Source organism: Novosphingobium rhizosphaerae, assembly GCF_050920675.1.
GTDB lineage: Bacteria > Pseudomonadota > Alphaproteobacteria > Sphingomonadales > Sphingomonadaceae > Novosphingobium > Novosphingobium rhizosphaerae.
In genome coordinates, this window is sequence record NZ_CP137861.1 from 3897610 (window position 1) to 3920786 (window position 23177).

The 23177-nt window shown below is 65.8% G+C and carries 16 protein-coding genes; 11 read left to right on the forward strand and 5 right to left on the reverse strand.

The features are described from left to right. Nucleotides 1–47 precede the first annotated feature (47 nt). Complete coding sequence (locus R9J51_RS17560) at nucleotides 48–995, forward strand: intradiol ring-cleavage dioxygenase (protein WP_169476156.1); 948 nt, start codon at nucleotides 48–50, stop codon at nucleotides 993–995. An 18-nt stretch (nucleotides 996–1013) separates the two neighbouring features. Then, nucleotides 1014–2384 (forward strand): phospholipid carrier-dependent glycosyltransferase, encoded by a 1371-nt coding sequence (locus tag R9J51_RS17565; RefSeq protein WP_179505258.1) that lies wholly within the window; start codon nucleotides 1014–1016, stop codon nucleotides 2382–2384. Between the two features lie 84 nt (nucleotides 2385–2468). Here R9J51_RS17565 and R9J51_RS17570 read toward each other — a convergent pair whose 3' ends face one another. Then, a complete protein-coding gene (locus R9J51_RS17570) occupies nucleotides 2469–3845 on the reverse strand; it encodes a formimidoylglutamate deiminase (protein ID WP_179505259.1) in 1377 nt (458 codons plus the stop codon). 62 nt (nucleotides 3846–3907) lie between these two features. On the opposite strand from R9J51_RS17570, the gene hutI reads away from it, so the two are divergent. Genes hutI through hutU form a run of 4 tightly spaced genes read left to right on the forward strand, consistent with a single transcriptional unit; the run spans nucleotide 3908 to nucleotide 9097 of the window. Then, on the forward strand, nucleotides 3908–5107 hold the full coding sequence (hutI, locus tag R9J51_RS17575) for an imidazolonepropionase (RefSeq protein WP_179505260.1): 1200 nt from the start codon (nucleotides 3908–3910) through the stop codon (nucleotides 5105–5107). Beyond that, nucleotides 5104–6633 (forward strand): histidine ammonia-lyase, encoded by a 1530-nt coding sequence (hutH, locus tag R9J51_RS17580; protein ID WP_218843506.1) that lies wholly within the window; start codon nucleotides 5104–5106, stop codon nucleotides 6631–6633. The genes hutI and hutH overlap by 4 nt, the downstream gene beginning before the upstream one ends. Further along, the gene (gene hutG, locus R9J51_RS17585) at nucleotides 6633–7427 is read left to right on the forward strand and encodes an N-formylglutamate deformylase (RefSeq protein ID WP_179505261.1); all 795 of its coding nucleotides are present in this window, start codon (nucleotides 6633–6635) and stop codon (nucleotides 7425–7427) included. Before hutH ends, hutG begins: the two co-directional genes overlap by 1 nt. Nucleotides 7428–7429: 2 nt before the next feature. Beyond that, entirely contained in the window at nucleotides 7430–9097 is a 1668-nt protein-coding gene (gene hutU / locus R9J51_RS17590) for a urocanate hydratase (RefSeq protein WP_179505262.1), read from the forward strand. A gap of 174 nt (nucleotides 9098–9271) precedes the next feature. Here hutU and R9J51_RS17595 read toward each other — a convergent pair whose 3' ends face one another. From R9J51_RS17595 to R9J51_RS17605, 3 genes are all read right to left on the reverse strand, one after another. Then, nucleotides 9272–9934, reverse strand: a complete 663-nt coding sequence (locus tag R9J51_RS17595) for a hypothetical protein (RefSeq protein ID WP_218847383.1) — start codon at nucleotides 9932–9934, stop codon at nucleotides 9272–9274. A gap of 35 nt (nucleotides 9935–9969) precedes the next feature. Then, the gene (locus R9J51_RS17600) at nucleotides 9970–10404 is read right to left on the reverse strand and encodes a YbjQ family protein (protein WP_168556964.1); all 435 of its coding nucleotides are present in this window, start codon (nucleotides 10402–10404) and stop codon (nucleotides 9970–9972) included. Nucleotides 10405–10524: 120 nt separating this feature from the next. Further along, the gene (locus R9J51_RS17605) at nucleotides 10525–11154 is read right to left on the reverse strand and encodes a polysaccharide biosynthesis/export family protein (RefSeq protein WP_432787632.1); all 630 of its coding nucleotides are present in this window, start codon (nucleotides 11152–11154) and stop codon (nucleotides 10525–10527) included. Nucleotides 11155–11644: 490 nt separating this feature from the next. Between R9J51_RS17605 and R9J51_RS17610 the strand changes: the two genes are divergently transcribed. The 4 genes from R9J51_RS17610 (at nucleotide 11645) to R9J51_RS17625 (ending at nucleotide 17671) form a co-directional block, all read left to right on the forward strand. Further along, on the forward strand, nucleotides 11645–13840 hold the full coding sequence (locus tag R9J51_RS17610) for a GumC family protein (protein ID WP_169476141.1): 2196 nt from the start codon (nucleotides 11645–11647) through the stop codon (nucleotides 13838–13840). A 298-nt stretch (nucleotides 13841–14138) separates the two neighbouring features. Next, nucleotides 14139–15284 carry a glycosyltransferase gene (locus tag R9J51_RS17615; RefSeq protein WP_179506542.1) on the forward strand — a complete coding sequence of 382 codons (1146 nt, stop codon included), beginning with the start codon at nucleotides 14139–14141 and terminating at the stop codon, nucleotides 15282–15284. A gap of 88 nt (nucleotides 15285–15372) precedes the next feature. Further along, nucleotides 15373–16119 carry an acyltransferase gene (locus R9J51_RS17620; RefSeq protein WP_179505264.1) on the forward strand — a complete coding sequence of 249 codons (747 nt, stop codon included), beginning with the start codon at nucleotides 15373–15375 and terminating at the stop codon, nucleotides 16117–16119. A 43-nt stretch (nucleotides 16120–16162) separates the two neighbouring features. Further along, nucleotides 16163–17671, forward strand: coding sequence for a hypothetical protein (locus R9J51_RS17625; protein ID WP_179505265.1), 1509 nt, complete (start codon nucleotides 16163–16165; stop codon nucleotides 17669–17671). 626 nt (nucleotides 17672–18297) lie between these two features. Here R9J51_RS17625 and R9J51_RS17630 read toward each other — a convergent pair. Beyond that, nucleotides 18298–19668 (reverse strand): IS1380 family transposase, encoded by a 1371-nt coding sequence (locus R9J51_RS17630; protein WP_066763960.1) that lies wholly within the window; start codon nucleotides 19666–19668, stop codon nucleotides 18298–18300. Between the two features lie 798 nt (nucleotides 19669–20466). On the opposite strand from R9J51_RS17630, the gene R9J51_RS17635 reads away from it, so the two are divergent. Further along, complete coding sequence (locus R9J51_RS17635; protein ID WP_432787634.1) at nucleotides 20467–23112, forward strand: TonB-dependent receptor; 2646 nt, start codon at nucleotides 20467–20469, stop codon at nucleotides 23110–23112. Nucleotides 23113–23177 lie beyond the last annotated feature (65 nt).

Genomic DNA, 23177 nt, shown 5'->3' on the forward strand with positions numbered 1-23177 from the left:
AGCCGGCTGCGACAGACGCCCGGCGCAGTTCACCGGATTTCTTGTCAATGGCACACGATCACCCCCCGCATGACGACACCGCCGGCCCGGCCCACGGCCATGGCCTGCACGAAGACCTGGTGGTCATGGCCCGCCTGATGGGCCGGCGCCGGGCCCTGGCCCTGCTGGGTTCGGCTGCCACCACGTCCTTGCTGGCCGCCTGTGGCGATGGGGACGGCTCGTCATCGTCGTCCTCCTCGTCCAGTTCCTCGTCCTCTTCCTCCACCGCGTCGAGCAGTTCGAGCACGTCGTCTTCGTCCAGCAGCAGCAGTTCGAGCACCAGCACCGATACCTGCATTGCCGATCCCACCGAAACCAACGGCCCCTATCCGGCCGACGGCACCAACACGTCGAGCGGATCGACATCCAACGTGCTCACGCAAAGCGGCATCGTGCGCAGCGACATCCGCTCCAGCTTCATTTCCTCCACTACCACCGCCCAGGGCGTGATGCTCACCATCACGCTCAAGCTGGTTGACGTGAACAACGCCTGCGCCGCCATTTCCGGCGCGGCGATCTATGTCTGGCATTGCAACGCGGCCGGCCTCTATTCGCTCTATTCCAGCGGCGTCACCACCGAAAGCTACCTGCGCGGGGTGCAGGTTACCGATTCAAACGGGGAAGTGACGTTCACCACGATCTACCCGGCCTGCTATTCCGGGCGCTGGCCACACATCCATTTCGAAGTGTTCCTCGACGGGCTCACCAGCAGCAGCACCGGCAAGACCGCCTCCCTGATTTCGCAGATGGCCATGCCCGCCGCGGTCAACACCGTCGTGTTCAACGGCAGTTCGCTCTATAGCGCGAGCATTGCCAACTATGCCGCCATCTCGCTGTCCAGCGACAATGTGTTCGGCGACAACACTTCGGCCCAGTTGGCGCAAATGACTCCGTCGCTCACCGGCAGCGTCTCGGCCGGCTATACCGGGTCGGTGGTGATCGGCATCGCCCAGTAAGCCGCCAGGGCAGTCTCGATGGATCGCGCGCGCACGATTGCCCTGGTGGCCGTGCTGGGGGTGGCGGCCGCGCTGCTTCTGCCGCGCCTCGGCGCCGTGCGCGCGCCGATCTGGGACGAAGCCTATTACATGCCCGCCATCGCGCGCCTGCACGAGGGGCGCATCCAGTTTGCCTCGCATCCTCCGCTCGGGCTGATGCTACCGGCCGGTGGAGACTGGCTGGCGGGCGGCAATGCCCAAGCCGAATGGCGGATCATCGCCGCCACCCGCAGCGCGCGGGTAGAGGTGATGCCCGATCCGTTCGACTATGCCGGGCCGCGCATCGCCAGCGCAGGGGGCGCCGTGCTCGCCACGGGGCTGCTGTTCCTGCTGCTGGCAGCGCTCACGGGCCACACGGGCCTGTCGCTTGCCCTCGCGCTGGTCTTTGCCGGCGACCCGGCCGTTGTGGCGCAAGCCCGCGCGGCGCAGCTCGATGGCTTGCAACTGCCGCTCTTCCTTGGTGCGCTGCTGTGCCTGGTACGCGGGCTGGCACCGGGCGCCAGCGCCGGGTGGAGCGCCGGCTTTGGCGGGTTGTTGATGGCGGCGGCGCTGGTGCGGGCCAATGCCCTGGCCCTGGCCCCGCTGGGCCTTTTCCTGGCGTTTTGCCCCAAACAAAGCCTTGGCATGGCAGGCGCGCGGCTCGTGGCGGGCGTGACGGCGGCTTTGGCCGTGCTGGCGCTGACCCTGGCCACGATGCTGGCGATCGCACCCCTTCCGCCCGACAAGGGCACGCCCGCCGGAGCGATCGACGCGCGCCATGCCAGCATCACCTATGCCACGCTGCCCGCACCGCGCGCGATGATCACCTATGGCACGGATTACGCCGCGTTCATGCGCGATGACTTGGCCGGCATGGCGCGCCGCGACGCCAACGCCACCCATCCCTGGCAATGGCTGCTGGGCATGGGCGCCACCACCTATCGCTGGGATGCGCGCGGCAACAGCGTGCGCGCGATCGGCGTGGTGCCCAATATGCCGGGCTGGATCATGGCGCTGGCCGGCGTGATCCTGGCGCTTGGCAATCTGCTGGCCCGTCGCGCCGCGCCGGCGACGGTGGCGCTATTATGCGGCTGGGTCTTGGCGATGGGCAGCCTGGTCTGGCTCGACGGGCAGCGCGTCATGTACACGTACCACTATTTCCTGCCGCTGGTCGTGGGCCATGCCCTGCTCGCCGCTGCGTGGCACGAGCGCGGTTGGCCGGCGCGGCGGCTCTATCCCGCGGTGGCCATCGCACTCGCCTATGGCCTGGCGGCCATGCCGATGGCGCTCGCCCTGCCGGTGCCGCGCGAATATTGCCAGGTATTCCTGTCCGATTGTGGTCCGGCCCCACAGCCGTCGATGCGCCCCTGACCGCCCATGGATCGGCAACGTTCGCCCGGTTGGCTGCTGTGGTTCCTGTTCGCCTTTGTGCTGCTGGCGCTCTCGGGCGGGGTGCTATCGCGCCATTAGATCGGCGATCGTCGCGCGATAACGCGCGGCAATGGCATCGCGCGCATGATGGCGGCCGTCCCGCACCACGTGCCGGCCGCCGCGCCACACCCCGTCGATCGCGGCAGTGCCACCGGCAAAGATCCAGGCGTCGATCGCGCTCGCCGGGCCGTGGCCCGCCAGCGCCGGATGCGCAGGATCGAGGCTGACCAGATCGGCCACTTGCCCCACGGCCAGCGCGGAGGATGCAGCCTGGCCCAACGCCTGTGCGCCGCCCGCCAGGCTCGCGCCCAAGAGCGTTTCACCAGTGCTTGCGCCCGGGCCTGACGCCAGCACGGCACGTCCGCGATGAGCCAGGCGCTGGCCATATTCCAGCAGGCGCAGTTCCTCGGCCGCATCGATCCGCACGTTGGAATCGCTGCCCACGCCGATGCGCCCGCCTGCGGCCAGGAAGGCGCCGGCCGGAAACAGGCCGTCGCCCAGGTTCGCCTCGGTAATCGGGCATAGCCCCGCCACGGCGCCGCTGGACGCCAGGGCCAGCGTTTCAGCCGGCGTCATGTGGGTGGCGTGGACCAGGCACCATTGGGCATCGATCGCTGCATGGTCGAGCAGCCATTCCACCGGGCGCTGCCCGCTCCACGCCAGGCAGTCCGCCACTTCCTTGACTTGCTCGGCAATGTGAATGTGGATCGGCGCGCCGTGCGCCAGGGCGGGCACTTGCGCCAGCTGGGCGGGCGCCACCGCCCGCAGGCTGTGTGGTGCCACGCCCACCACCGCATCGGGCACCGCGGCGGCGTGGCGGCGCGTGGCGTCGAGCAGGCGCGCAAACTGGTCCACGTCGTTGATAAAGCGCGCCTGCCCCGCTCCCGGCGCCTGCCCGCCAAAGCCGCTGTGCGCATAAAGCACCGGCAGCAGCGTCAGGCCGATGCCGGTTTCCTGCGCGGCGGCCACCACGGCCGCGCCCATCTGCGCCGGGTCGGCAAAGAGGCGCCCGGCCGCATCGTGGTGCAAGTAATGGAACTCGCCCACGCGGGTGAAACCTGACTCCAGCATTTCCACCTGCGCCTGCGCCGCAATGGCCCAGAGATCATCGGGCGTGATCTGGCCGACAAAGCGGTACATGGCCTCGCGCCAGGTCCAGAAACTGTCGGCGCCCGGTCCGCGCCGCTCCGCCAGGCCGGCCATCGCGCGCTGGAATGCATGGCTGTGCAGGTTGGGCAGGCCGGGCAGCACCCAGCCGTGCCGCTCTTCGCCCGGTCGTGGCACCGCATCGGGTTCGATGGCAGCAATCCGGCCATCGGCCAGGGTCAGCCGCACATCGCGCGCCCAGCCGGCAGGCAGCCACGCCGCATCGAACAACAGGCTTTCAGAATCCGCTTGCATCGCCAGGCTCCTTGCCCGATTATGTATATACATTATTGCTCTCCCGGCAAGGACCAAGCGCCATGCAGTGCGACACGATCTGGACCAATGCACGCCTCGCCACGATGGCCGGGCCGGCGCTGGGCATGATCGAAAATGGCGTGGTGGCCGCGCGCAATGGCATGATCACCTATGCCGGGCCGGCTGCGGCAGCACCCACTTTCCAGGCGGCCCAAACCGTCGATTGCCAGGGCCGCTGGATCACGCCCGGCCTGATCGACGCGCACACCCACCTGGTCTTTGCCGGCAACCGGTCGGACGAATGGGAAGCGCGCCTGGCCGGCGCCACCTATCAGGACATTGCCCGCGCCGGCGGTGGGATCATGGCCACGGTGCGCGCCACGCGCGGCGCCAGTGTCGACGGTCTGGTGGCGCAGGCCCTGCCCCGCCTCGATGCCCTGCTTGCGCAAGGCGTCACCACGATCGAGATCAAGTCGGGCTATGGCCTGACGCTCGATGCCGAACGCACGATGCTGCGTGCCGCGCGCATGCTGGGCATGGTGCGCCCGGTTCATGTCGTTACCACGTTCCTGGGCGCGCATGCCCTGCCGCCCGAATGGGCCGGGGATGCAGACGGCTATATCGCAGAGCTGGCCGATCATTGGCTGCCCACGCTGGCGGGCGAAGGGCTGGTCGATGCGGTCGATGCCTTTTGCGAAGGCATCGCCTTTTCGCCCGCACAAGTCGATCGCCTGTTCCACGCCGCCCGCGCCCTGGGCCTGCCGGTGCGCCTGCATGCCGAACAGCTATCCAACCTGGGTGGAGCGGCCCTGGCGGCCGGGCATGGCGCGCTGTGTGCCGATCATCTCGAACACCTTGATGACGCTGGCGTTGCCGCCATGGCCAAGAGCGGCACCGTGGCCATGCTGCTGCCCGGCGCGTTCTATTTCATGCGCGAAACCATGAAGCCGCCGATCGCCGCCTTGCGCGCGGCCGGCGTGCCCATGGCGATCGCCACCGATTGCAACCCGGGCACATCGCCGCTCACCGCGCTGCTGCTGGCGATGAACATGGGTGCCACGCTGTTTGGGCTGACGGTGGAAGAATGCCTGATGGGCGCCACCGTCCATGCCGCCCGCGCGCTCGGCCTTGCCGGCACCGTCGGCCAGCTCTTGCCCGGCCAGCGGGCAGACCTGGCGATCTGGAATATCGCGCGCCCCGCCGATCTTGTTCACGGGATGGGCGCCGCGCCGCTCCATGCCCGCATCTGGAGTGGAAAATGAGCCCTATCGTCCTCACCCCCGGCGCCGCGACGCTGGCCGATTGGCGCGCGATCCATGCCGGCGCCGATGTGGCGCTGCATGACGCGGCCTGGCCGGCGATCGCCGCCAGCGCCGCCGCCGTGGCACGCATCCTGGCCAAGGGCGAGGCGGTCTATGGCATCAACACCGGCTTCGGCAAGCTGGCCAGCGTGCGGATCGCTGATCACGATCTCGCCGCCCTGCAACGCAATATCGTGCTCAGCCATGCCGCCGGCACCGGCGCCCCCTCGCCCATTCCGGTGGTGCGGCTGATGATGGCACTCAAGCTCGCCAGCCTGGCCCAGGGCGCTTCGGGCGTGCGCGAGGAAACCGTGCGCCTGCTCGAAGCCATGCTGGCGCGCGGCCTCGTGCCGGTGGTGCCGTGCCAAGGTTCGGTGGGCGCCAGCGGCGATCTGGCCCCCTTGGCGCACATGACCGCGACGATGCTGGGCGTGGGCGAAATCCTGGTAAACGGCCTGGCCGTTCCGGCAGCGCAGGCGCTGGCCGATCACGGCCTTGATCCCCTGGCGCTCGGCCCCAAGGAAGGTCTGGCCCTGCTCAACGGCACGCAATTCTCCACCGCCAATGCCTTGGCTGGCCTGTTCGCCGCCGAACGCCTGCTCGCCACCGGGCTGGTGACGGGCGCGCTCTCTACCGAGGCGGCGCGCGGCACCGATACCCCGTTCGACCACCGCATCCACGCCTTGCGCGGCCACGGCGGCCAGATCGAGACGGCGGCCGCCCTGCGCGCGCTGATGGCCGGCAGCGCCATCCGCGCCAGCCACGCCGTGGACGATCCGCGCGTGCAGGACCCCTATTGCCTGCGCTGCCAGCCGCAAGTGATGGGTGCCGCGCTCGACATTCTGCGCCAGGCCGCCCGCACGCTGGAGATCGAAGCCAACGGCGTGACCGACAACCCGCTGATTTTCCCCGAGGCCGACGAAGCGCTTTCAGGCGGGAATTTCCATGCCGAGCCGGTGGCCTTTGCGGCCGACATGATCGCGCTGGCCCTAGCCGAAATCGGCTCTCTTTCCGAACGGCGCCTCGCCATGCTGGTCGATCCTGCGCTGTCAGGCCTGCCTGCGTTCCTCACCCCGCTGCCCGGCCTCCATTCGGGCTTCATGATCCCGCAAGTGACCGCCGCCGCGCTGGTTTCGGAAAACAAGCAGCGCGCCGCGCCGTGCAGCGTCGATTCCATTCCCACTTCGGCCAACCAGGAAGACCACGTCTCCATGGCCGCCCACGGCGCGCGCCGCCTGCTCGACATGGCGGGCAATCTCGACGCGATCCTTGGCCTGGAACTGCTCGCCGCCGTCCAGGGCATCGAATTCCACGCGCCGCTGCGATCGAGCGACGCGCTCGAAGCCGTGCGCGCCATGCTGCGCGCGGCGGTGCCGCGGCTGGTGGAAGACCGCCACTTCGCGCCCGACATTGCCCTGGCGCGCGGCCTGGTGGAAAGCGGCGCCGTGCTGGCGGCCTGCCCGCACGACCTGCCGGTGCTCGGCTGATGGACTGGCTGAAGATCCATCGCGGCAATGCGCCGCTGGTGGTCGCCTTTCCCCACGGCGGCACCGATCTTGCCGGTTGCACGTTCGCTTCGGACTGGCTGGCCCGGCGCGACACCGACTGGTGGATCGAAGACGTCTATGGCTTCGCACGCGATCTGGGTGCCACGCTGATCGCCACGCGCATTTCGCGCAGCGTGATCGACGCCAACCGCGATCCTTCAGGCGCCTCGCTCTATCCCGGCATGGCCACCACCGGCCTGTGCCCGGAAACGACCTTCGACGGCGAACCGCTGATCCCCGCTCCGATCAACGAAGCCGAGATCGCCCGCCGCGGGGAAACCTGGCACGCGCCCTACCACTCGGCTTTGCGCGCGGAAATGGACCGACTTCGTTCCATTCATCCGCAAGTCGTTCTTTATGATGCCCATTCGATCCGCAGCCACGTGCCGCGCCTGTTCGATGGGGAACTGCCGCTGTTCAACATCGGCACGAACGATGGACGATCCTGCGCCCCCGAACTGGAGCGCGCGGTGGCCGTAGTCTGCGCCGCCAGCGGGGAAAGCCACGTGGTCAACGGCCGCTTCAAGGGCGGTTGGACCACGCGCCACCACGGCGCGCCCGACGCGGGCATCCATGCCGTGCAGATGGAACTGGCGATGCGCGGCTATCTGGCCGAACCTGTTGAACCCACGCCCGAAAACTGGCCGCCTCGGCCCGATCCGGCGCGCCTTGCCCACCTGCAACCGATCCTCAAGCGCGTGCTCAGCGCCTGCCTTGCCTTTGCCGGAGAATGACGATGACCCGTATCGACAACAGCCGCGTGATCCGCCCCGCCACAGGCACCGAACTGACCGCCAAATCCTGGCTCACCGAAGCGCCTCTGCGCATGTTGATGAACAACCTGCACCCCGATGTGGCGGAAAATCCGCAGGAACTGGTGGTCTATGGCGGGATCGGCCGCGCCGCGCGCGACTGGGAAAGCTATGACAAGATCGTGGAAACCCTGCGCCGGCTGGAGCACGACCAGACGCTGCTGGTGCAATCGGGCAAGCCGGTGGGCGTGTTCCGCACCCATGCCGATGCGCCGCGCGTGCTGATCGCCAATTCCAACCTGGTGCCGCAATGGGCCAATTGGGAGCATTTCAACGAGTTGGATCGCAAGGGCCTGGCCATGTACGGCCAGATGACCGCCGGATCGTGGATTTATATCGGCACGCAGGGGATCGTGCAGGGCACCTATGAAACCTTCGTGGAAATGGGGCGCCAGCACCACGGCGGCGATCTTTCGGGCAAGTGGCTGCTGACGGCGGGCCTGGGCGGCATGGGCGGCGCGCAGCCGCTCGCTGCCGTCATGGCCGGCGCATCGTGCCTCGCCATCGAATGCCAGCCCAGCCGCATCGAAATGCGCCTGCGCACCGGATACCTCGACCACGCCGCCGAAACGCTGGACGAAGCCATGGCGATCATTCGCCAGTCCTGCGCCGAAAGGAAGCCGGTCTCGGTGGGCCTGCTCGGCAATGCCGCCGAAATTCTGCCGCAGATGCTGGAAGCCGACATCCTGCCCGATCTCTTGACCGACCAGACCAGCGCGCACGACCCGATCAACGGCTATCTGCCCGCCGGTTGGACGGTAGCCGAATGGATCGAAAAGCGCGAGCGCGACCCCCAGGCCGTGGCCCGTGCGGCCCGGGCCAGCATGGCCACCCATGTGCGCGCCATGCTGGGGTTCCAGGCGCGTGGCGTGCCGACCACGGACTATGGCAACAACATCCGCCAGGTCGCGCTGGACGAAGGGGTTGGAAACGCGTTCGATTTCCCCGGTTTCGTGCCGGCCTACATCCGCCCGCTGTTCTGCCGGGGCATCGGCCCGTTCCGCTGGGCGGCGCTCTCGGGCGATCCCGAAGACATCTACAAGACCGACCAAAAAGTGAAGGAACTGCTGCCCGATAACGCCCACCTGCACAACTGGCTGGACATGGCGCGCGAGCGGATTCACTTCCAGGGCCTGCCGGCGCGGATCTGCTGGGTGGGCCTGGGCGACCGCCACCGCCTTGGCCTCGCGTTCAACGAAATGGTCGCCAGCGGCGAATTGAAAGCCCCGGTGGTGATCGGGCGTGACCATCTCGACAGTGGCTCGGTCGCCAGCCCCAATCGCGAGACCGAAGCCATGCAGGACGGATCGGATGCGGTGTCCGACTGGCCGCTGCTCAACGCCCTGCTCAACTGCGCCAGCGGCGCGACCTGGGTTTCGCTGCACCATGGCGGCGGCGTGGGCATGGGCTATTCACAGCATTCAGGCATGGTGATCGTGGCCGACGGCACGCCCGAAGCCGCCCGCCGCCTGGAACGCGTGCTGTGGAACGACCCGGCCACCGGCGTGATGCGCCATGCCGACGCCGGCTACGCCATCGCGCAGGACTGCGCCCGCGAAAAGGGGCTGGACCTGCCGGGTATCCTGGGCTGAACGCCAAGGGCAAGCTTTTGCGCCGCGCAAAGGCTTGCCCGCAGATGGGCGTGGTTAGCATCTCGATCGGCCTTGGAGCATGATCACGTTTCGTTGAAACGCCCTCGTGCTCCAAATTTTTGTGTTCGCGCGATTTTTGACAAAAAACCGGTTCCCACTTTTTGTCATCGCGCCTTAGTGCGCCGCAGCCGGTTGGGCAGCCGGCGCGTTTACCGCCGCCGGCTCTGGCGGAAAACTCCGGGCAACGGTGCCGATGAAGATATCACCGGCCCGCAGGCGCGCGCTGTCTCCTTGCGCCAGCAGGCCAAAGACCCCAAAGCCGACAACGGCCATGAGCACGCCGCCGGCGTTGCCATCGCCCTTGCGGGCAATCTTGCCCTCCAGCGGCACACGGCCAGTTGGCATGTCGAGATAAAGCAGTTGCGCGCCGAGCCGGCCGCTTTTGCCGGCAGCGCCATTGGCCTGCTGCGTCACCACTTCGCCCCAGGCGAGCGTGCCGACAGGAACGACCGTGACCCCGTCGAGCACGATCGCTTCGTTGACGCGCAGCTTGAACCGGTCGCCAGCGTGTGCGGTGCGGCTCGTCACCTCGGTCAGCAGCATGAGCTGCAATGGCGTTCCCACCGCAAGGCCCGGCACCGCGGCCGCGTTTGCACCCGGTGACGGCACCGCCGTGGCGGGCGGTGATTGCCCCGCATTGGCCGCCGAGGCCGCAGGAGCAGATTCGTTTGCCGCCGCAGCCGCCGGTACTGTCCCGGCCTGCGCCGCGACAGCGTCCCTGCCCGCCGCCTGGTCAATACCCGTCATTGCCATGACGCCGGCGCAAACCAGCGTCATGGCCGTGCGGCATTGCGCCGCAGCCGTGCGAAAGGTCACTGCGCGGGGGGCGGGGCAGGCTGCGCAGGCGCAGCTTCGCCAGGCGCGAGAAACTTGACCGCCACGCCCGACGCGCTGACCGAGCCCCAGCTGAACGCAGTCATGTGCGGATCGCCATAGGTGGCCTTGACCACCGCGTCGGCGCCCAGCTTCTGCGCCCGTTCCCACAGCTCCCGATAGACCTTGCCCTGGCTGGGCGCCTTGCTGAACACGGTGGCCTTGCGCACGCCAGCCTTCACCTCGCCAAGCACCTTGTAAGGGCGATCGGTGATATCATAGGGAAAAACCGGCACGCCGAATTCGGCGTTGGCCGCCACCTTGGCATCGGCAGCCTTGGCGTCGACAGCCGGTTCTGCGGCATGCGCCGGCGTCACCATCAAAAACCCGGCAAGCATCATCGCCTTGCACGAAACACCCCGTCCCGACATCATATCCCCCGTCGTTTTTCGGCCTTCTCTCGGCCGCGCCGGGCACGATAAAGGCGGCATATGTTTCGTCAAGTTTCCAAAACTTTCAATTTGCAGCCATTTTGGCCGTCGCGCGCGATCGGCTCAGAAATAGCGCTCGCCCACGCGGATCGTGTCTCCCGGCAGCACGGCAACGGGGGTGCCACCGCGCAGCAGGATGCTGCGTTCGCCGCCCGATGTTTGTCGGCGCAGGAACGCGGTCTTTTCATTGGCGCGATAGGTGAAGCCGCCCGCCTTGGCGATGGCCTGGTCGACAGTGAGGCCCGAGGCGTAGGGGTACTCGCCCGGCTTGTTCACTTCGCCCAGGATGTAGAACGGGCGGTAGTTGAGCACTTCGACGCTGACACGCGGATCGTTGACATAGGCGCCCGACAGGCGGCCCGTGATCTCGTGCGTGACGTCCTCGATCGTGCGGTTGCCCGCCTGCACCATGCCGATCAACGGAAAGGCCACGGCGCCGGTTGAGGTGACGTTGTATTCCCCCGTCAGCGTGGGTTCGTTGAACACCGTGATGCGCAGCTTGTCCCCCGCGCCGACGCGATAACCGGCAAGGCCGGCGGCCTGGTCTGCCACGGACAGCGGCTGGGCCGGGGCACCCGCGCAACCGGGCAGCGCCAGGGCAAGTGCGAGAGCGGTGGCCAGTGCGGCGGCGGGGCGAAAGCGCCGGGCCTGTGGCCCGTGGCGCGACTGGCCAAGATTGATCTGGGGAATCACGTTACACCCTCCGTGTGCGTTCGTTTCCCTGTTGTTCTATGCCGGGGCAGCGTGAAGACAATGGAGCGGGCCGGGATGAAGGCTCCGACTTGGAGGCATTCCGGAGCGATCCGAATCGCCCCAAGGGCGTCAGCGAAGGGCTTGCCCAGGCGAGCACGACGCCATCCGACGCCCTGCGCACGGGGCCGGTACATGCGGGCAATCCCTACGCAATTTTCCGGTGGCATACGGTAATTTACCGATAGCCGACCCGCAGGCCCCACCCGTCCCTGCCCCGTCCCCTGCCCCCCCGTCGGCCCCGTACGGGCAAGGCCGCGAGGCGCCTTGCTGCGGGCCGTGCTATTGCTCCGCTGCGGATATGCTTGGCCTTCCTTGCGCGGGCGAACGGCCACAGGCTGAGGTCATACCGGGAACGGGCAACGGCTGATGGGGCAGAAATGCCGCCCTTGCCTGCCTGCCGGGTGGAAACCTTGACTGGCCGAAGGGGGCAATGGTGAACACCGCAATCGACTTTTATCGCGCGCCAGCCGGCATCATGCCGGCAACGCCGGCCGAGCCGCGCGCCAACAGCGCGGCAGCGACCGATCGTATCGATCTCAGGCGTCTTCTCGCCATGTTCCGCCGGCGCATCGGCGTGTTCCTGGGGGTTTTGCTGGGTGTGCTGGCGATCGGCATGGTGATCACCGCGCTGCAACCGCGCACCTACCAGGCCCGCGCCGAAGTGACGCTGAACAGCAAGCTGCAGCCCGTTGCCCCCACCAGCACCAACGACCGCGCCGATCAGCCTGCGATCCCCAGCGAAAGCTTTGTGGACACGCAAGTGTCGGTCATCACTTCGGAAACCAACACCGCCGCGGTGGCCGATGCCCTGGGCCTGGCGCGCGACCCGCGCTTTGCGCCCGAGGCCGGCAACGCCGCGGGCAAGGCCGGCACCGCGCAGCAAAGTTCGCGGGAGGCCGCGATCCGATATCTGAGCAAGAACGTGACGGCGCAACGCATCGGCACCACCTATGGCATCGCGATCACGTTCGACAGCCGCGATCCGCAAGAGGCGGCGCGCATCGCCAATGCCTTTGCCGAGCAATACACGCTGGGCGCGCTGGAGAACAAGCGCAGCGGTGCGCGCGAAACCACCTCGGTGATCGCCAACCGGCTGGAACAGCTGCGCCAGCAGGCCCTGGCCGACAGCGCCGCCGTGCAGCGTTATCGCATTGCCCACAACCTGCTGAGCACCACGCAAGGCACGCTGACCGAGCAGGAAATCTCTTCCTACAACCAGGAAGTGACGGCAGCCCGCGCGCAGGCCAGCGAAGACGCCGCGCGGCTGGAAGCGGCGCAGCGACAGTTGCAGGCCGGCGGCAGCGGCGGCGTGGGCGAAGCCTCGCTTTCCCCCGTGATTGGCCAGATGCGCGCGCAGCAAGCCGGGCTGGCGGGTGAATTTGCCGCGCTTTCCTCGCGCTATGGCCCGCAACACCCGGATGTGCTGCGCGCCAGGGCCCAGCTTGAGGCGGTGAACCGCCAGATCGCGGCCGAAACGCAACGCGTGCTGGCCAGCCTGGAAGCCAAGGCTCGTGTTTCGCAGCAGCGCCTGTCTTCTCTGGCGGGATCGCTCAATGCCTCGCGCGGCATGCTGGAACAGAACAACGCCGCGATGGTGGGGCTCAATGACCTGGAAAAGCGGGCGGAAACTTCCAACGCGCTCTATGAAAGCTATCTCAACCGCTACAAGGAATTGACCGCGCGCGAAGGCACCGAGCAGGCCGACGCCGACATGCTGCACCGGGCAGACGTGCCCCGCAATCCAAGCAGCCCGCATGTGTTGATCAACGCAGTGCTGGCCCTGGCACTGGGCACGGGCCTTGGCATTGCGACGGCATTCCTGACCGAAATGACCTTCACCGGCCTGACCACCGGCGAAGACATCGAGGAACGCCTGGGCGTGCGCTATCTTTGCGCCATTCCCACGCTGCAATCGGTGGCCAAGCGCGGCGAGCGCGTACCGGCAAGCGCCTTGCTGGAAGACCCACGCTCGGTCTTTGCCGAAAGTTTCCGTTCGCTGCGCGCCTCGATCGCGATGAACACCACCGAAGCGCGGATCATCGCCATCACTTCGGCGCTGCCGGAAGAAGGCAAAACCACCACGTCGATCTGCCTGGCCCGATCAATGGCGGCAGCGGGCGATCGCATCCTGCTGATCGATGGTGACCTGCGGCGCCAGGGCGTGAGCCGTTTCCTGCGCGGCGGCGAAGGCCGGCCGGGCCTGATGGAAGTGCTGCATGGCACGGCCTCGCTCGATGACGCCATGGTCATCGATCCGGCCACCGGTCTTTCGATCCTGCCGCTTTCGGCCGAAAACACCGACCGATCCGAACTGATGACCGGCGAGGAAATGGACCGCCTGCTGGCCACGGCACGCGAACGGTTTGACGCGGTGATCATCGATACCGCGCCGGTCCTGCCGATTGCCGATGCGCGGCTTTTGCTGGGCAAGGCCGATGCCTCGGTCTTCGTGGTGCGCTGGCGCAAGACGCCGGAACAGGCGTTGCGCGCGGCCCTGCGCCTGCTGCCGATCGACCGGGTGCAACTGGCCGGCGTGGCGATGACGCGGGTGGACATGCGCAAGCAGCCGCGCTTCGACTATGGCGAGACCGCATTCTACCGCAGCTATGAGAGCTACTATGCCTGAGCGGCGGCGCCCGTCCCCCGGCCGGGTGCCTGGCCCGGCCGCGCCTGCCCTCGCGGGAAGCCGGGCCATGACCCCGGCGGCAGAGGAGGCTGGCAGCGCTACACCCGGCGAAAACGGTGCACCGGCCGCAGCGGCAGTGGATGAACAGGTTATCGCCCTGCCCCTGCCGGCCGCGCTGCCCCTGTTCGAACCGTTGGCCGACCACCCCGCCGCACTTGCACCGATGCGGACAAGATCCCGGCCGGCGACCAGCCGGCTGGCGCAGGACCAGGGTTCGGCAAGCGCCGGCGGGCGTGCGATGGGTCGGCTGGCACCGCCCGCGGCGGCGCCCAGCGCCGATCCGCGCGGCCGCTTTGCCCGCGTGGCCATCGTGCATTACTGGCTGGTGACGATGCGCGGCGGCGAGCGCGTGCTGGAACGGCTGCTGCGCCTGTTCCCCCAGGCCGATATCTTCACCCATGTCTACGATCCGGCCGCAATGTCGGACACGATCCGCCGCCACAAGGTGACCACCAGTTTCATCCAGCGCCTGCCGGGCGCGCGGCGGCACTATCAAAGCTATCTGCCGCTCATGCCCATGGCGCTCGAACAACTGGACCTGCGCGGCTATGACTTGGTGATCAGCAGCGAAAGCGGGCCGGCCAAGGGCGTGATCACGGCGCCCGATGCCTTGCATCTGAGCTATGTCCATTCGCCGATGCGCTATCTGTGGGACCACTACCACGATTATCGCGACGCGGCCGGGATGGTGAGCCGGGCGGTCATGCCGCTGCTGTGCCATCGCCTGCGCGCCTGGGATGTGAGTTCGGCCGCGCGGGTGGATCGCATCCTGGCCAATTCGCACTTCGTCCAGCGGCGCATTGCCAAGGCCTGGCGCCGCGAAGCGGACGTGCTGCATCCCCCGGTCGAGGTCGACCTGTTCGGCGCTTCTGCGCAATTCGGCGCCAACGCGGTGGGCCCGGCCTGGCTGTGGGTGGGGCAAATGGTGCCCTACAAGCGGCCCGACCTGGCGATCGATGCGTTCAATGCGCTGGGGCTGCCGCTGGTGATGGTGGGCGATGGGCCGATGGCCGCTGCCATGCGACGCCGCGCCGGGCCCAATATCACGATCCTGCCACGGCTGGATTTCAATGCCTTGCGCCGCGCCTATGCCCAGTGCCGCGCGCTGGTGTTCCCGGCCGAAGAAGACTTCGGGATCGTGCCGGTGGAAGTGATCGCATCGGGACGGCCGGTGCTGGCCTATGCCGGCGGCGGCGCGCTCGACAGCGTGACGCAGGACGTTTCGGGACAGTTCTTTGCCAGCCAAAGCGTGGAATCGTTGATTGCCGGGGTGGAAGCGATGGAGGCCTGGCTGCGCCATTTCGATCCAGCCACGGCCATGGCCGATGTCCGTCGCTTTGCGCCTGACCGCTTCGACGACGGCCTGCTCGCCGCCCTGGAATGACACCTTGATCGCATCCATGGCGCGCGGTGCCCTTCCGGCACAGGGCGGCCGCACCTTGTTCTTGCCACGTTCAATCCAGGGGATGCCCATGGCCACCACCATTGCCCAGCCCATACCCGCCGAACCGCCAGTTGCGCCACGCGATGGCGCCGTTTTCCACGCGCTGCCGCTTGGCACCCCCGATGCGCGAGAGCTGGAAAGCGTTCCTGGTGAAGCAGCTTGGGCAAGTACGGGACTTGTGGCGAGCGCGGAAACGGGCGGCCGCATCGCGCGGCTGACCCGGGCGATCCAGCCGGGCAATCGGCTGGCCACGCTGGCCGCCCGCCTGGCGCTGCGCTTGCGCGGAACCCGGCCGGGGCCGCGCTTTTTCGTGCATGGCCGGCGCCCGCGCTTTGTGGGCCAGGGCCGGATCAGCATCGGCGCGCGCGTCAACTTGCGCTGCGATGTGGCGCCGGTGCGGATCGAGGTGGCGCGCGGCGCCGGGGTGACCCTGGCCGACCGTGCCTTTCTCAACACTGGCGTCCAGGTGATCTGCCACAGCGCAATCGAGATCGGGCCACATTGCCGGATCGGCCCGGATTGCGTGCTGTGCGACACGAACCACCACCCCGTCCACGAAGGCAGCGCGGTGCGCGTGGCGCCGATCCGGCTGGGACGCAACGTGTGGCTGGGGCGCGGCGTGATCGTGCTGCCTGGCGTCACGATCGGCGATCATGCCGTGGTGGCCGCCGGATCGGTGGTGGCGAGCGACATTCCCGCCGGCCAGGTGTGGCGCGGCAATCCGGCCAGCTTCGTCAAGGCCGTGCGCTGCTCGGCCGATTTCGTGCGGCCGTGATGCCAGGCCGGTTCTCTTCCGTTTCGTTGGTGCGGAGCCCAAGATGATTTTGACCTTCATCGGCGCGATCCAGGTGCTGTTTGGCCTGGGCCTGTTCCTGGCCGGTTCGATCGAGGCGATGTTCGCCTTCCTGCTGATTTCGGCGCTGTTCGGCGGATCGGCGGCGATCGTGTTGCCGATGCTGGGCGGGTCGTCGATCCCGCCGGTGCAGTTTGCGCTGGCGTTCATGGCGCTGCGCCTGCTGGTGCCCGGCGCGGGACACGGGGCGGCAGTGGGCCAGGCGGCGCGGGCCAATATCTGGCTGGCCACTTTCATTCTCTATGGCGCGGCGCTGGCTTTCATCGGCCCGCGCCTGTTTGCCGGGCAGATCGACGTGACGCCGATGCGTGGCAAAGTGGAAGCGCGCTATATCTCCATGCGATCCTACATCTATTCTACCCGCCCCTTGGGCTTTTCCGCGCAGAATATCACCACCACCGTCTATCTCGTGGGCACGTTGCTGACCGCGATGGCCGCCCACGTGGTGTGCAGCGGCGAGCGTGGGCGGCGCGTGTTCGTGCGCACCATGGCGATTGCCGGGCTGGTCCATGCCATAATCGGCTTTGTCAGCGTGGTGGCCAAGGGCACGCCGGTGGACACCGTGCTCGCCCTGTTCCGCAACGGCTCCTATGCCCAGTTGGACCACAGCTATCGCGGGTTCGTGCGCATGGCGGGGCTTTGGCCCGAGGCTTCGGGTTTTGCCTGGTTCGGCATCAACTGGTTCGTGTTCCTGTTCGAATGCTGGATGCGCCGCGTGGACACGCGCTATACCGGGCCGGCGGCGTTCCTGCTGGCAGCAGCGCTACTGTGCAGCACGGCAACCACCGCTTATGTCGGCCTTGGCCTCTATGCCGCGATGGTCCTGGCGCGCAGTCTGCTCTTGCCCGGTGCCATGCCGGCCGATCGTGCATTGATCATTGCCGGCGCGGGGCTGGCGATGGTGGTGCTGATCACCGGCATGATGATCGCCCACCCGGCGCTGGTGAACGAGGCGGCCGATCTCTTGCGCCACATGACAATAGATAAGGGCCAATCGCTTTCAGGCGAGCAGCGTGGCTTCTGGGCTTGGCAGGGGTGGCACGCCTTTGTCGAAACCCATGGCATCGGGATCGGGCCCGGCAGCTTCCGTTCCTCCAGCCTGGCCACCGCCATCCTGGGTTGCACCGGTCTGATCGGAGCGACCGCGATGATCGTGCACCTGGTCAGCGCGTTCAAGCCGACGCGACTTTCGACGTACGTGCCCTCGCCCGACCAAGCCCTGTCCACCGGGGCCGCCTGTGCCTGGGCGGCGGTGATCGACGCCCTGGTGGCCTCGCTCTCTTCCCCCACGTGCGATCCGGGCACCGATTTTGCCATCCTGACCGGCGCCGCCCTGGCCCTGCGTCCGATCGTGCCCCGCCTCACGCCCTGGCGCGGGCCGGTGCGCCAGTTGCCGCCCTTGCAGCTTTCGCCCGCCATGGCGCTGGCCTCGGCCATGCCCGGGCCTGCGTTCTCTACCCAGCCGGCAGAGTAGTGGGGGGAGTGGCCATTTCCAGTCACGCGCTATCAATGGCGATTGCGCTCTAATTCCGGACGTTCCTGCAGCACGAAGCCGACAACGAAACGGCGCCTTCGTTCATCTCGGAGTGGGAGCCTGGTAACAGCTAATTTCCCTGCGACCATTCACACTGTTAGCCGGCCGAAAGCGGTCGGATACGGACATTGACGAAGACGTTAAAATGGCGCTCTGTCGACGACAAAGCAGTGAGAAAGTGTTTCGACGATGGGCCAATACAGAGCCACCTTCGAGGTGGGATACTTAATCTGCATGATCACGAACCTATCATCGCGCTTCACAGACTTGACGTAAAACTGGAAATTGGCCCCATCGTTGCCTGACAACACAACCCAACTCGCTTTGCCAGCGCGATAAGTTATCCGGCCCCTTTTCCCGGTATAGGAACCGGCCTCGTCGGCCGTCCAAGAAGCTAACCCGGCTTATTCATGAGCCCGCTGCACTGGGGCGTGCCGGGTTTGATGTGTCGGTGGCCGCGTGATCCGGGCGCGCGGTTTCGGCGGCGTTTTTCGCCGCAGCAAAACCGATGGCTTTTCGAGGTTGATGGGCGATGGCTCGGGCTTTGTGCGGCACAGCCGCGCTGGCTATGTCGGCGCTGGCCGGAGACTGGTGGCGATGGCTTTGAACACGCCGGCGTCGGGGCATGCTGACGCGAAGGCGACACGGATGCGCGAGGCGGTCTCGATGACGCGGGCGGCGACCTTGAGCAGCCGCAGGCGCAGCGTTGCGAACTCGGCAGTGGCCAGAGAGGTGGCCTTGGGGATGGCCTGCTGGACGCGCCACATCAGCCAGTAGGCGGCGGTATGCAGGATGAGGCGCATCTGGTTGGCATTGGCCGAGCGGCACGAGGTGCGATCGCTGGCCAACTGGGTCTTGTGGCGCTTGATCAGGTTTTCGGCTTGGCCGCGCGCGCAATAGAGCGTGTCGTAAATGTGCTCGGGCGAGCCTTCTGTCAGCGAGGTGACGACATAGCGGATGTCCATGCCCAGCGTGCTGGCCTCAATCCGGGCGACGACGCGGCGTTGGCTCTTCCAGCTTTTGGCGCCGTAGCGGGTCTCGACATAGTTGCGCAGGACCGGATGTTGGGCCTGGGCCCGCTTGACCGCGCAGGCATCGGCGACGGCAACGATGGCCGGATCGGCCCGCAGCGCGGCGTTGGTCGGCAAGCCGAACACGTAATCGACCCCGGCCGCCTCGCAGAACGCCATGATCTCGGGACGGGCGTAGTGCCCATCGCCGCGGATGGTGATGTGGGTATCGGGCCAGTGCTGGCGGATATGACGCACCAGGCGCCGGATGTGGCCGGCACCTTCGGCACCCGACGGCGTCTTGCCAGTGCGCAGCAGCATCGCCACCGGCCGCCCGCTCGCGGTATCGTACACATGGATCGGCAGGAAGCAGCGCTCACCGTGATGTCCGTTCCAGAACGAGAGCTGCTGATAGCCGTGCACGACATCACACGTGTCATCGATATCCAGCGTCACCGCCGCCGGTGGGGCCGGATAGCTGGCACAGTAAACGCCGATCATCGCGACCATCATCCGGGCCAGTTCACGCGTGGTCGGTGCATTCTCCCAGCGGCTCATCGTCGGTTGGCTGGCCAGCCCCGCGCCCGATCCCGGCAACTTGCCCAGCGCCAGGCGGAAGCCCGGATCGTCGCGCAGGGCATCGAGATCATCGGCGTCCTCATAGCCACACGTGATCGCGAACACACGGGCACGCAGAATGTCATCGAGGCGATGGATCACCCGCGTCGGGTCACGCGGATCGGCGATGCACGCAGCAAGCTGCCGGCAGATCCCCATCGCGCGCTCGGCCTGCGCCAGCAGCAGAACGCCGCCGTCAGAGGTCAGCCGGCCACCGTCGAACGCGGTTGTGACCTTCTTGCCGCCAACCGCTGGAAACGAAAATCCCGGTGCGCTATCATCGCTCCCGGCGGGTGTGGTCCGTGGCATAAATTGCCTCGCTGAAGGACTGGTCTAGACACCCATTTTCCTACTGCAAAGCAATCGCTTACGCCACTCCCGCCAACCCTCTCACCCGCCGCGGTGAATAAGACAGGCTAAACTCCTACCATCCGCATAACGCCCAAAGACCAGATATTCAGCGCCGTTCGCATCTATGAACTTTCGTCCATCAGCATTATCCGCCTCTCGCTGGGGCTTAAAAGCCCTTGGGTAACAGATCGAGTAGCCGAACCGAGCATTGGCATACGTTGGCCAAGCAGTTGCCCCCGCAAGGATAGCCGCAAAAATAAGTGCCATAGTCGCAGCCTACATAAGCTTTAGATGTCCGCAAGTGGACACAAACTGCCAATTTGACCATCGCCAAGTCCTCCGCCACGATCGCCTCCAGAACGGCCGTTTAGGCGGCGTGGACAAATTTGAGCCAGTATCTGGCGGTGGCGATATGGACCATGCCGATGAAGCTGTTGGCAAGCTGGTCGTAGGCGGCGTGGACAAATTCCACAACGCCATGGTTGCGCTGTGGAATTTGTCCACGCCGCCTATGCCCTGATCGACGTCCTCAACCGCCCTATGTCTTGATACTCGCCGCAGGCGACATCTGCGACGTCAAGGCCGCGCTGACGTTGCGCGAAGACGGCAATAGCTGGGTCTTCTCAGGTCGGCGCAGCCGTAAGGGCGCCCGCCGCTACGACAAAATTGCTGCCACTTCCTCTCAGGCGCAGCACCTATAACCGTACTGACAACAGGATTGTAATTCGGTCTTAGGTCTAAGTAAATCGACCATTCGTGGAATGGCTGGATCTTAAAGAAGCTTCAGCAAAATATGGCCTCTATCCTGAACAAGGTGAAAATACCTTCTTACGGGAAGATGAGGGATTTATGAATACTAACTATAGAAATCTTGCCAATCACTGCTCATCCATCTGCGTGATAGCCCTTATGCTTCACAGCGCGCCAGCTCTTGCCCGCGACAATGAAAAGCCATTGACCGCTTGGGAAGCAAGCCGCGCGGACAACGACAGCGATATGGTGACAACTGGTGTTGCTCGCGCGCGCGATCGTCTCGACAGCGCAACTTCGACCAGTTCGCTCAAGGAAAATGAGATCGCAAAGCTGGCTCCCCGGTCGCTCGATGATCTTTTCCGCAACATTCCGGGCATTCGGGTCGAAGGCGGCTCGGGCGAAGGCATGAATGCCTATACTGTGCGCGGCCTACCCCTGGTCAATGGTGGTGCGAAATATCTCCAGATTCAGGAAGACGGCCTGCCCGTGCTGGAATTCGGCGATCTCGCGAACATGGGACCGGATGTTTTCGTGCGTGCGGACCTCAACGTCGCGTCGGTCGATTCAATCCGCGGCGGCTCGGCATCGACGTTTGCTTCAAACGCACCGGGCGGTGTGATTAACCTGATTTCCAAGACGGGCGAAGTCGAGGGCGGCTCAGTTCAGCTGTCGTCGGGCCTTAACTATGGTAGCAACCGGGCTGATTTCGACTATGGCACCCGCTTGAACGATACTTGGCGTTTCCACATCGGCGGCTTTTATCGCGCTGGCGAAGGCCCGCGCAAGACGGGTTATAACGCAACCCAGGGCGGCCAGATCAAGTTCAACCTAACCAAGCAGTTCGCCGGTGGGTCGATCCGCTTTTACGGCAAATTTCTGGATGACAAGTTTCCCGGCTACATTGCTGGCCCGATGACGGTAAGCGGGACGGACGCCAAGCCGATCTACGGCAACCTGCCGCAGTTCAACGCTGTCACTGACACGGCAATGTCTCGCTATATCTCAAACATGAATCAGGTGGATGCCTTTGGCAATATCGTGTCGACCAACGCGCAGGACGGATATCGCGTCAGCGCAAAAAGCGTTGGCACCGAAATCCAGTTCGGGTTGGGCGGCTGGAGCTTCACGGAGCGTTTCCGTTATTCGGACATGTCGGGCCAATCCGATATTGTTGATCCCCAGCTACAGCTGAACGCTCCCTTTGTGTTGCTTGGCGTGATCGCGCCGGGCGGCACCGCAACCTATGCCACCGGTCCCAATGCCGGCCATGTCATCAATCCGCTCACCGTCAGCGGCAATGGGCTCGTGGCATTGTCCACTATCGGGCATACCAAAATCAACAGCCTGCGAAACTTCACCAATGATTTTCGCGCCAGCAAGGTTTGGCAGATTGGCGGCGGCGACCTGACGACAACGGCGGGCGTCTACAAATCGCTGCAAAAGCTTGACCGTGAATACTTTGGCTCGGTCGTGATTCAGGATATCGTGGGCAATGGCAATTCCGCGCTGATCAATGTCCAGGACCCTTCCGGCGCCTATATGTTCCGCAACGGCGTGCTGCAGTATAACGATGCGCTAAACCCCAACCGCCACGTGAATGTGGATTACGACGTTCTGGCGCCTTATGGATCGTTCAACTTCCACAAAGGCAAAGTGGCGATCGGCGGCTCGGTTCGTTATGATCGGGGCAGGGTTACGGGCAGCATTGCTCAGGCCAACGCCTCGCAGAATGTCGATGTTGATCGCAACGGTATCCTCGACATGGCTGAACGGGGTTTTGCCAACGGTGTGGCCATTGGCATCCCGTTCATCTCGCCCAGCGCGTCGCAGCCTGTCGATTACAGATATGGCTATGCGTCCTATTCGGTGGGTATCAACTATCGCATGGCTGAATCCCTCGCCCTTTTCGCCCGCCACAGTCTTGGCGGCCGTGCTGGCGCCGACGCCCTGTTGTTCTCGCCCGCCATCAGCGCAAGGACCGGCGCGCTCCTGAACAAGGATGCAGGGCACGATTCCGTGCGCCAGAGCGAGGTCGGTGTGAAATTCCGTCGCAACGGCATCACGCTCAATCTGACAGGCTTCTACGCGACCACGCGGGGAACCTTCCTTCCGAATCTTCCCGATGCGTTCGGCCTCAAGACGCCAACGCTGGTGTCTCGCTCCTATCGTACCTTTGGTGCGGAATTCGAGGGTTCTGTCCACCACGGTCCGTTCAGCCTCGCCGGCAGCGCAACGCTCACAGGTGGCGAGATCACGGCCGATGCGCCTGCGTTCTCCAACACCTTGTTCCCGGTTGCGAACCCGATAAAATTGGTCGGAAAGACGCCGCGTCGCCAACCGACTCTGCTCTACACGCTAACACCGCAATATGATTCCGATCGCTTCACTGTCGGGGCTAACGTGGGGGGCCAAACCTCCAGCTATGCCGATGATTCGGATATGCTGAAAATGCCCGGGTTCACGACTGTGGGTCTGTTTGCACAGTATCGGCCCGTTGATCGCCTCTCGCTGGGCGTCAACGTCTCGAACGTCTTCAACACGACGGCAATCCAGGAAGTGAACGCAACGACCATCCCGCTCAACGGGGTCGCTACCGCGCGCACGCTCTATGGCCGCCTGGTCTCGGCTTCAGCGCGGTTTTTCTTCTAAAAAAGAATACCTTTAGGCTGCTTCGGCAAAGCCCCCCACGGGGCTCGCCGAAGCGGCATTGTTAG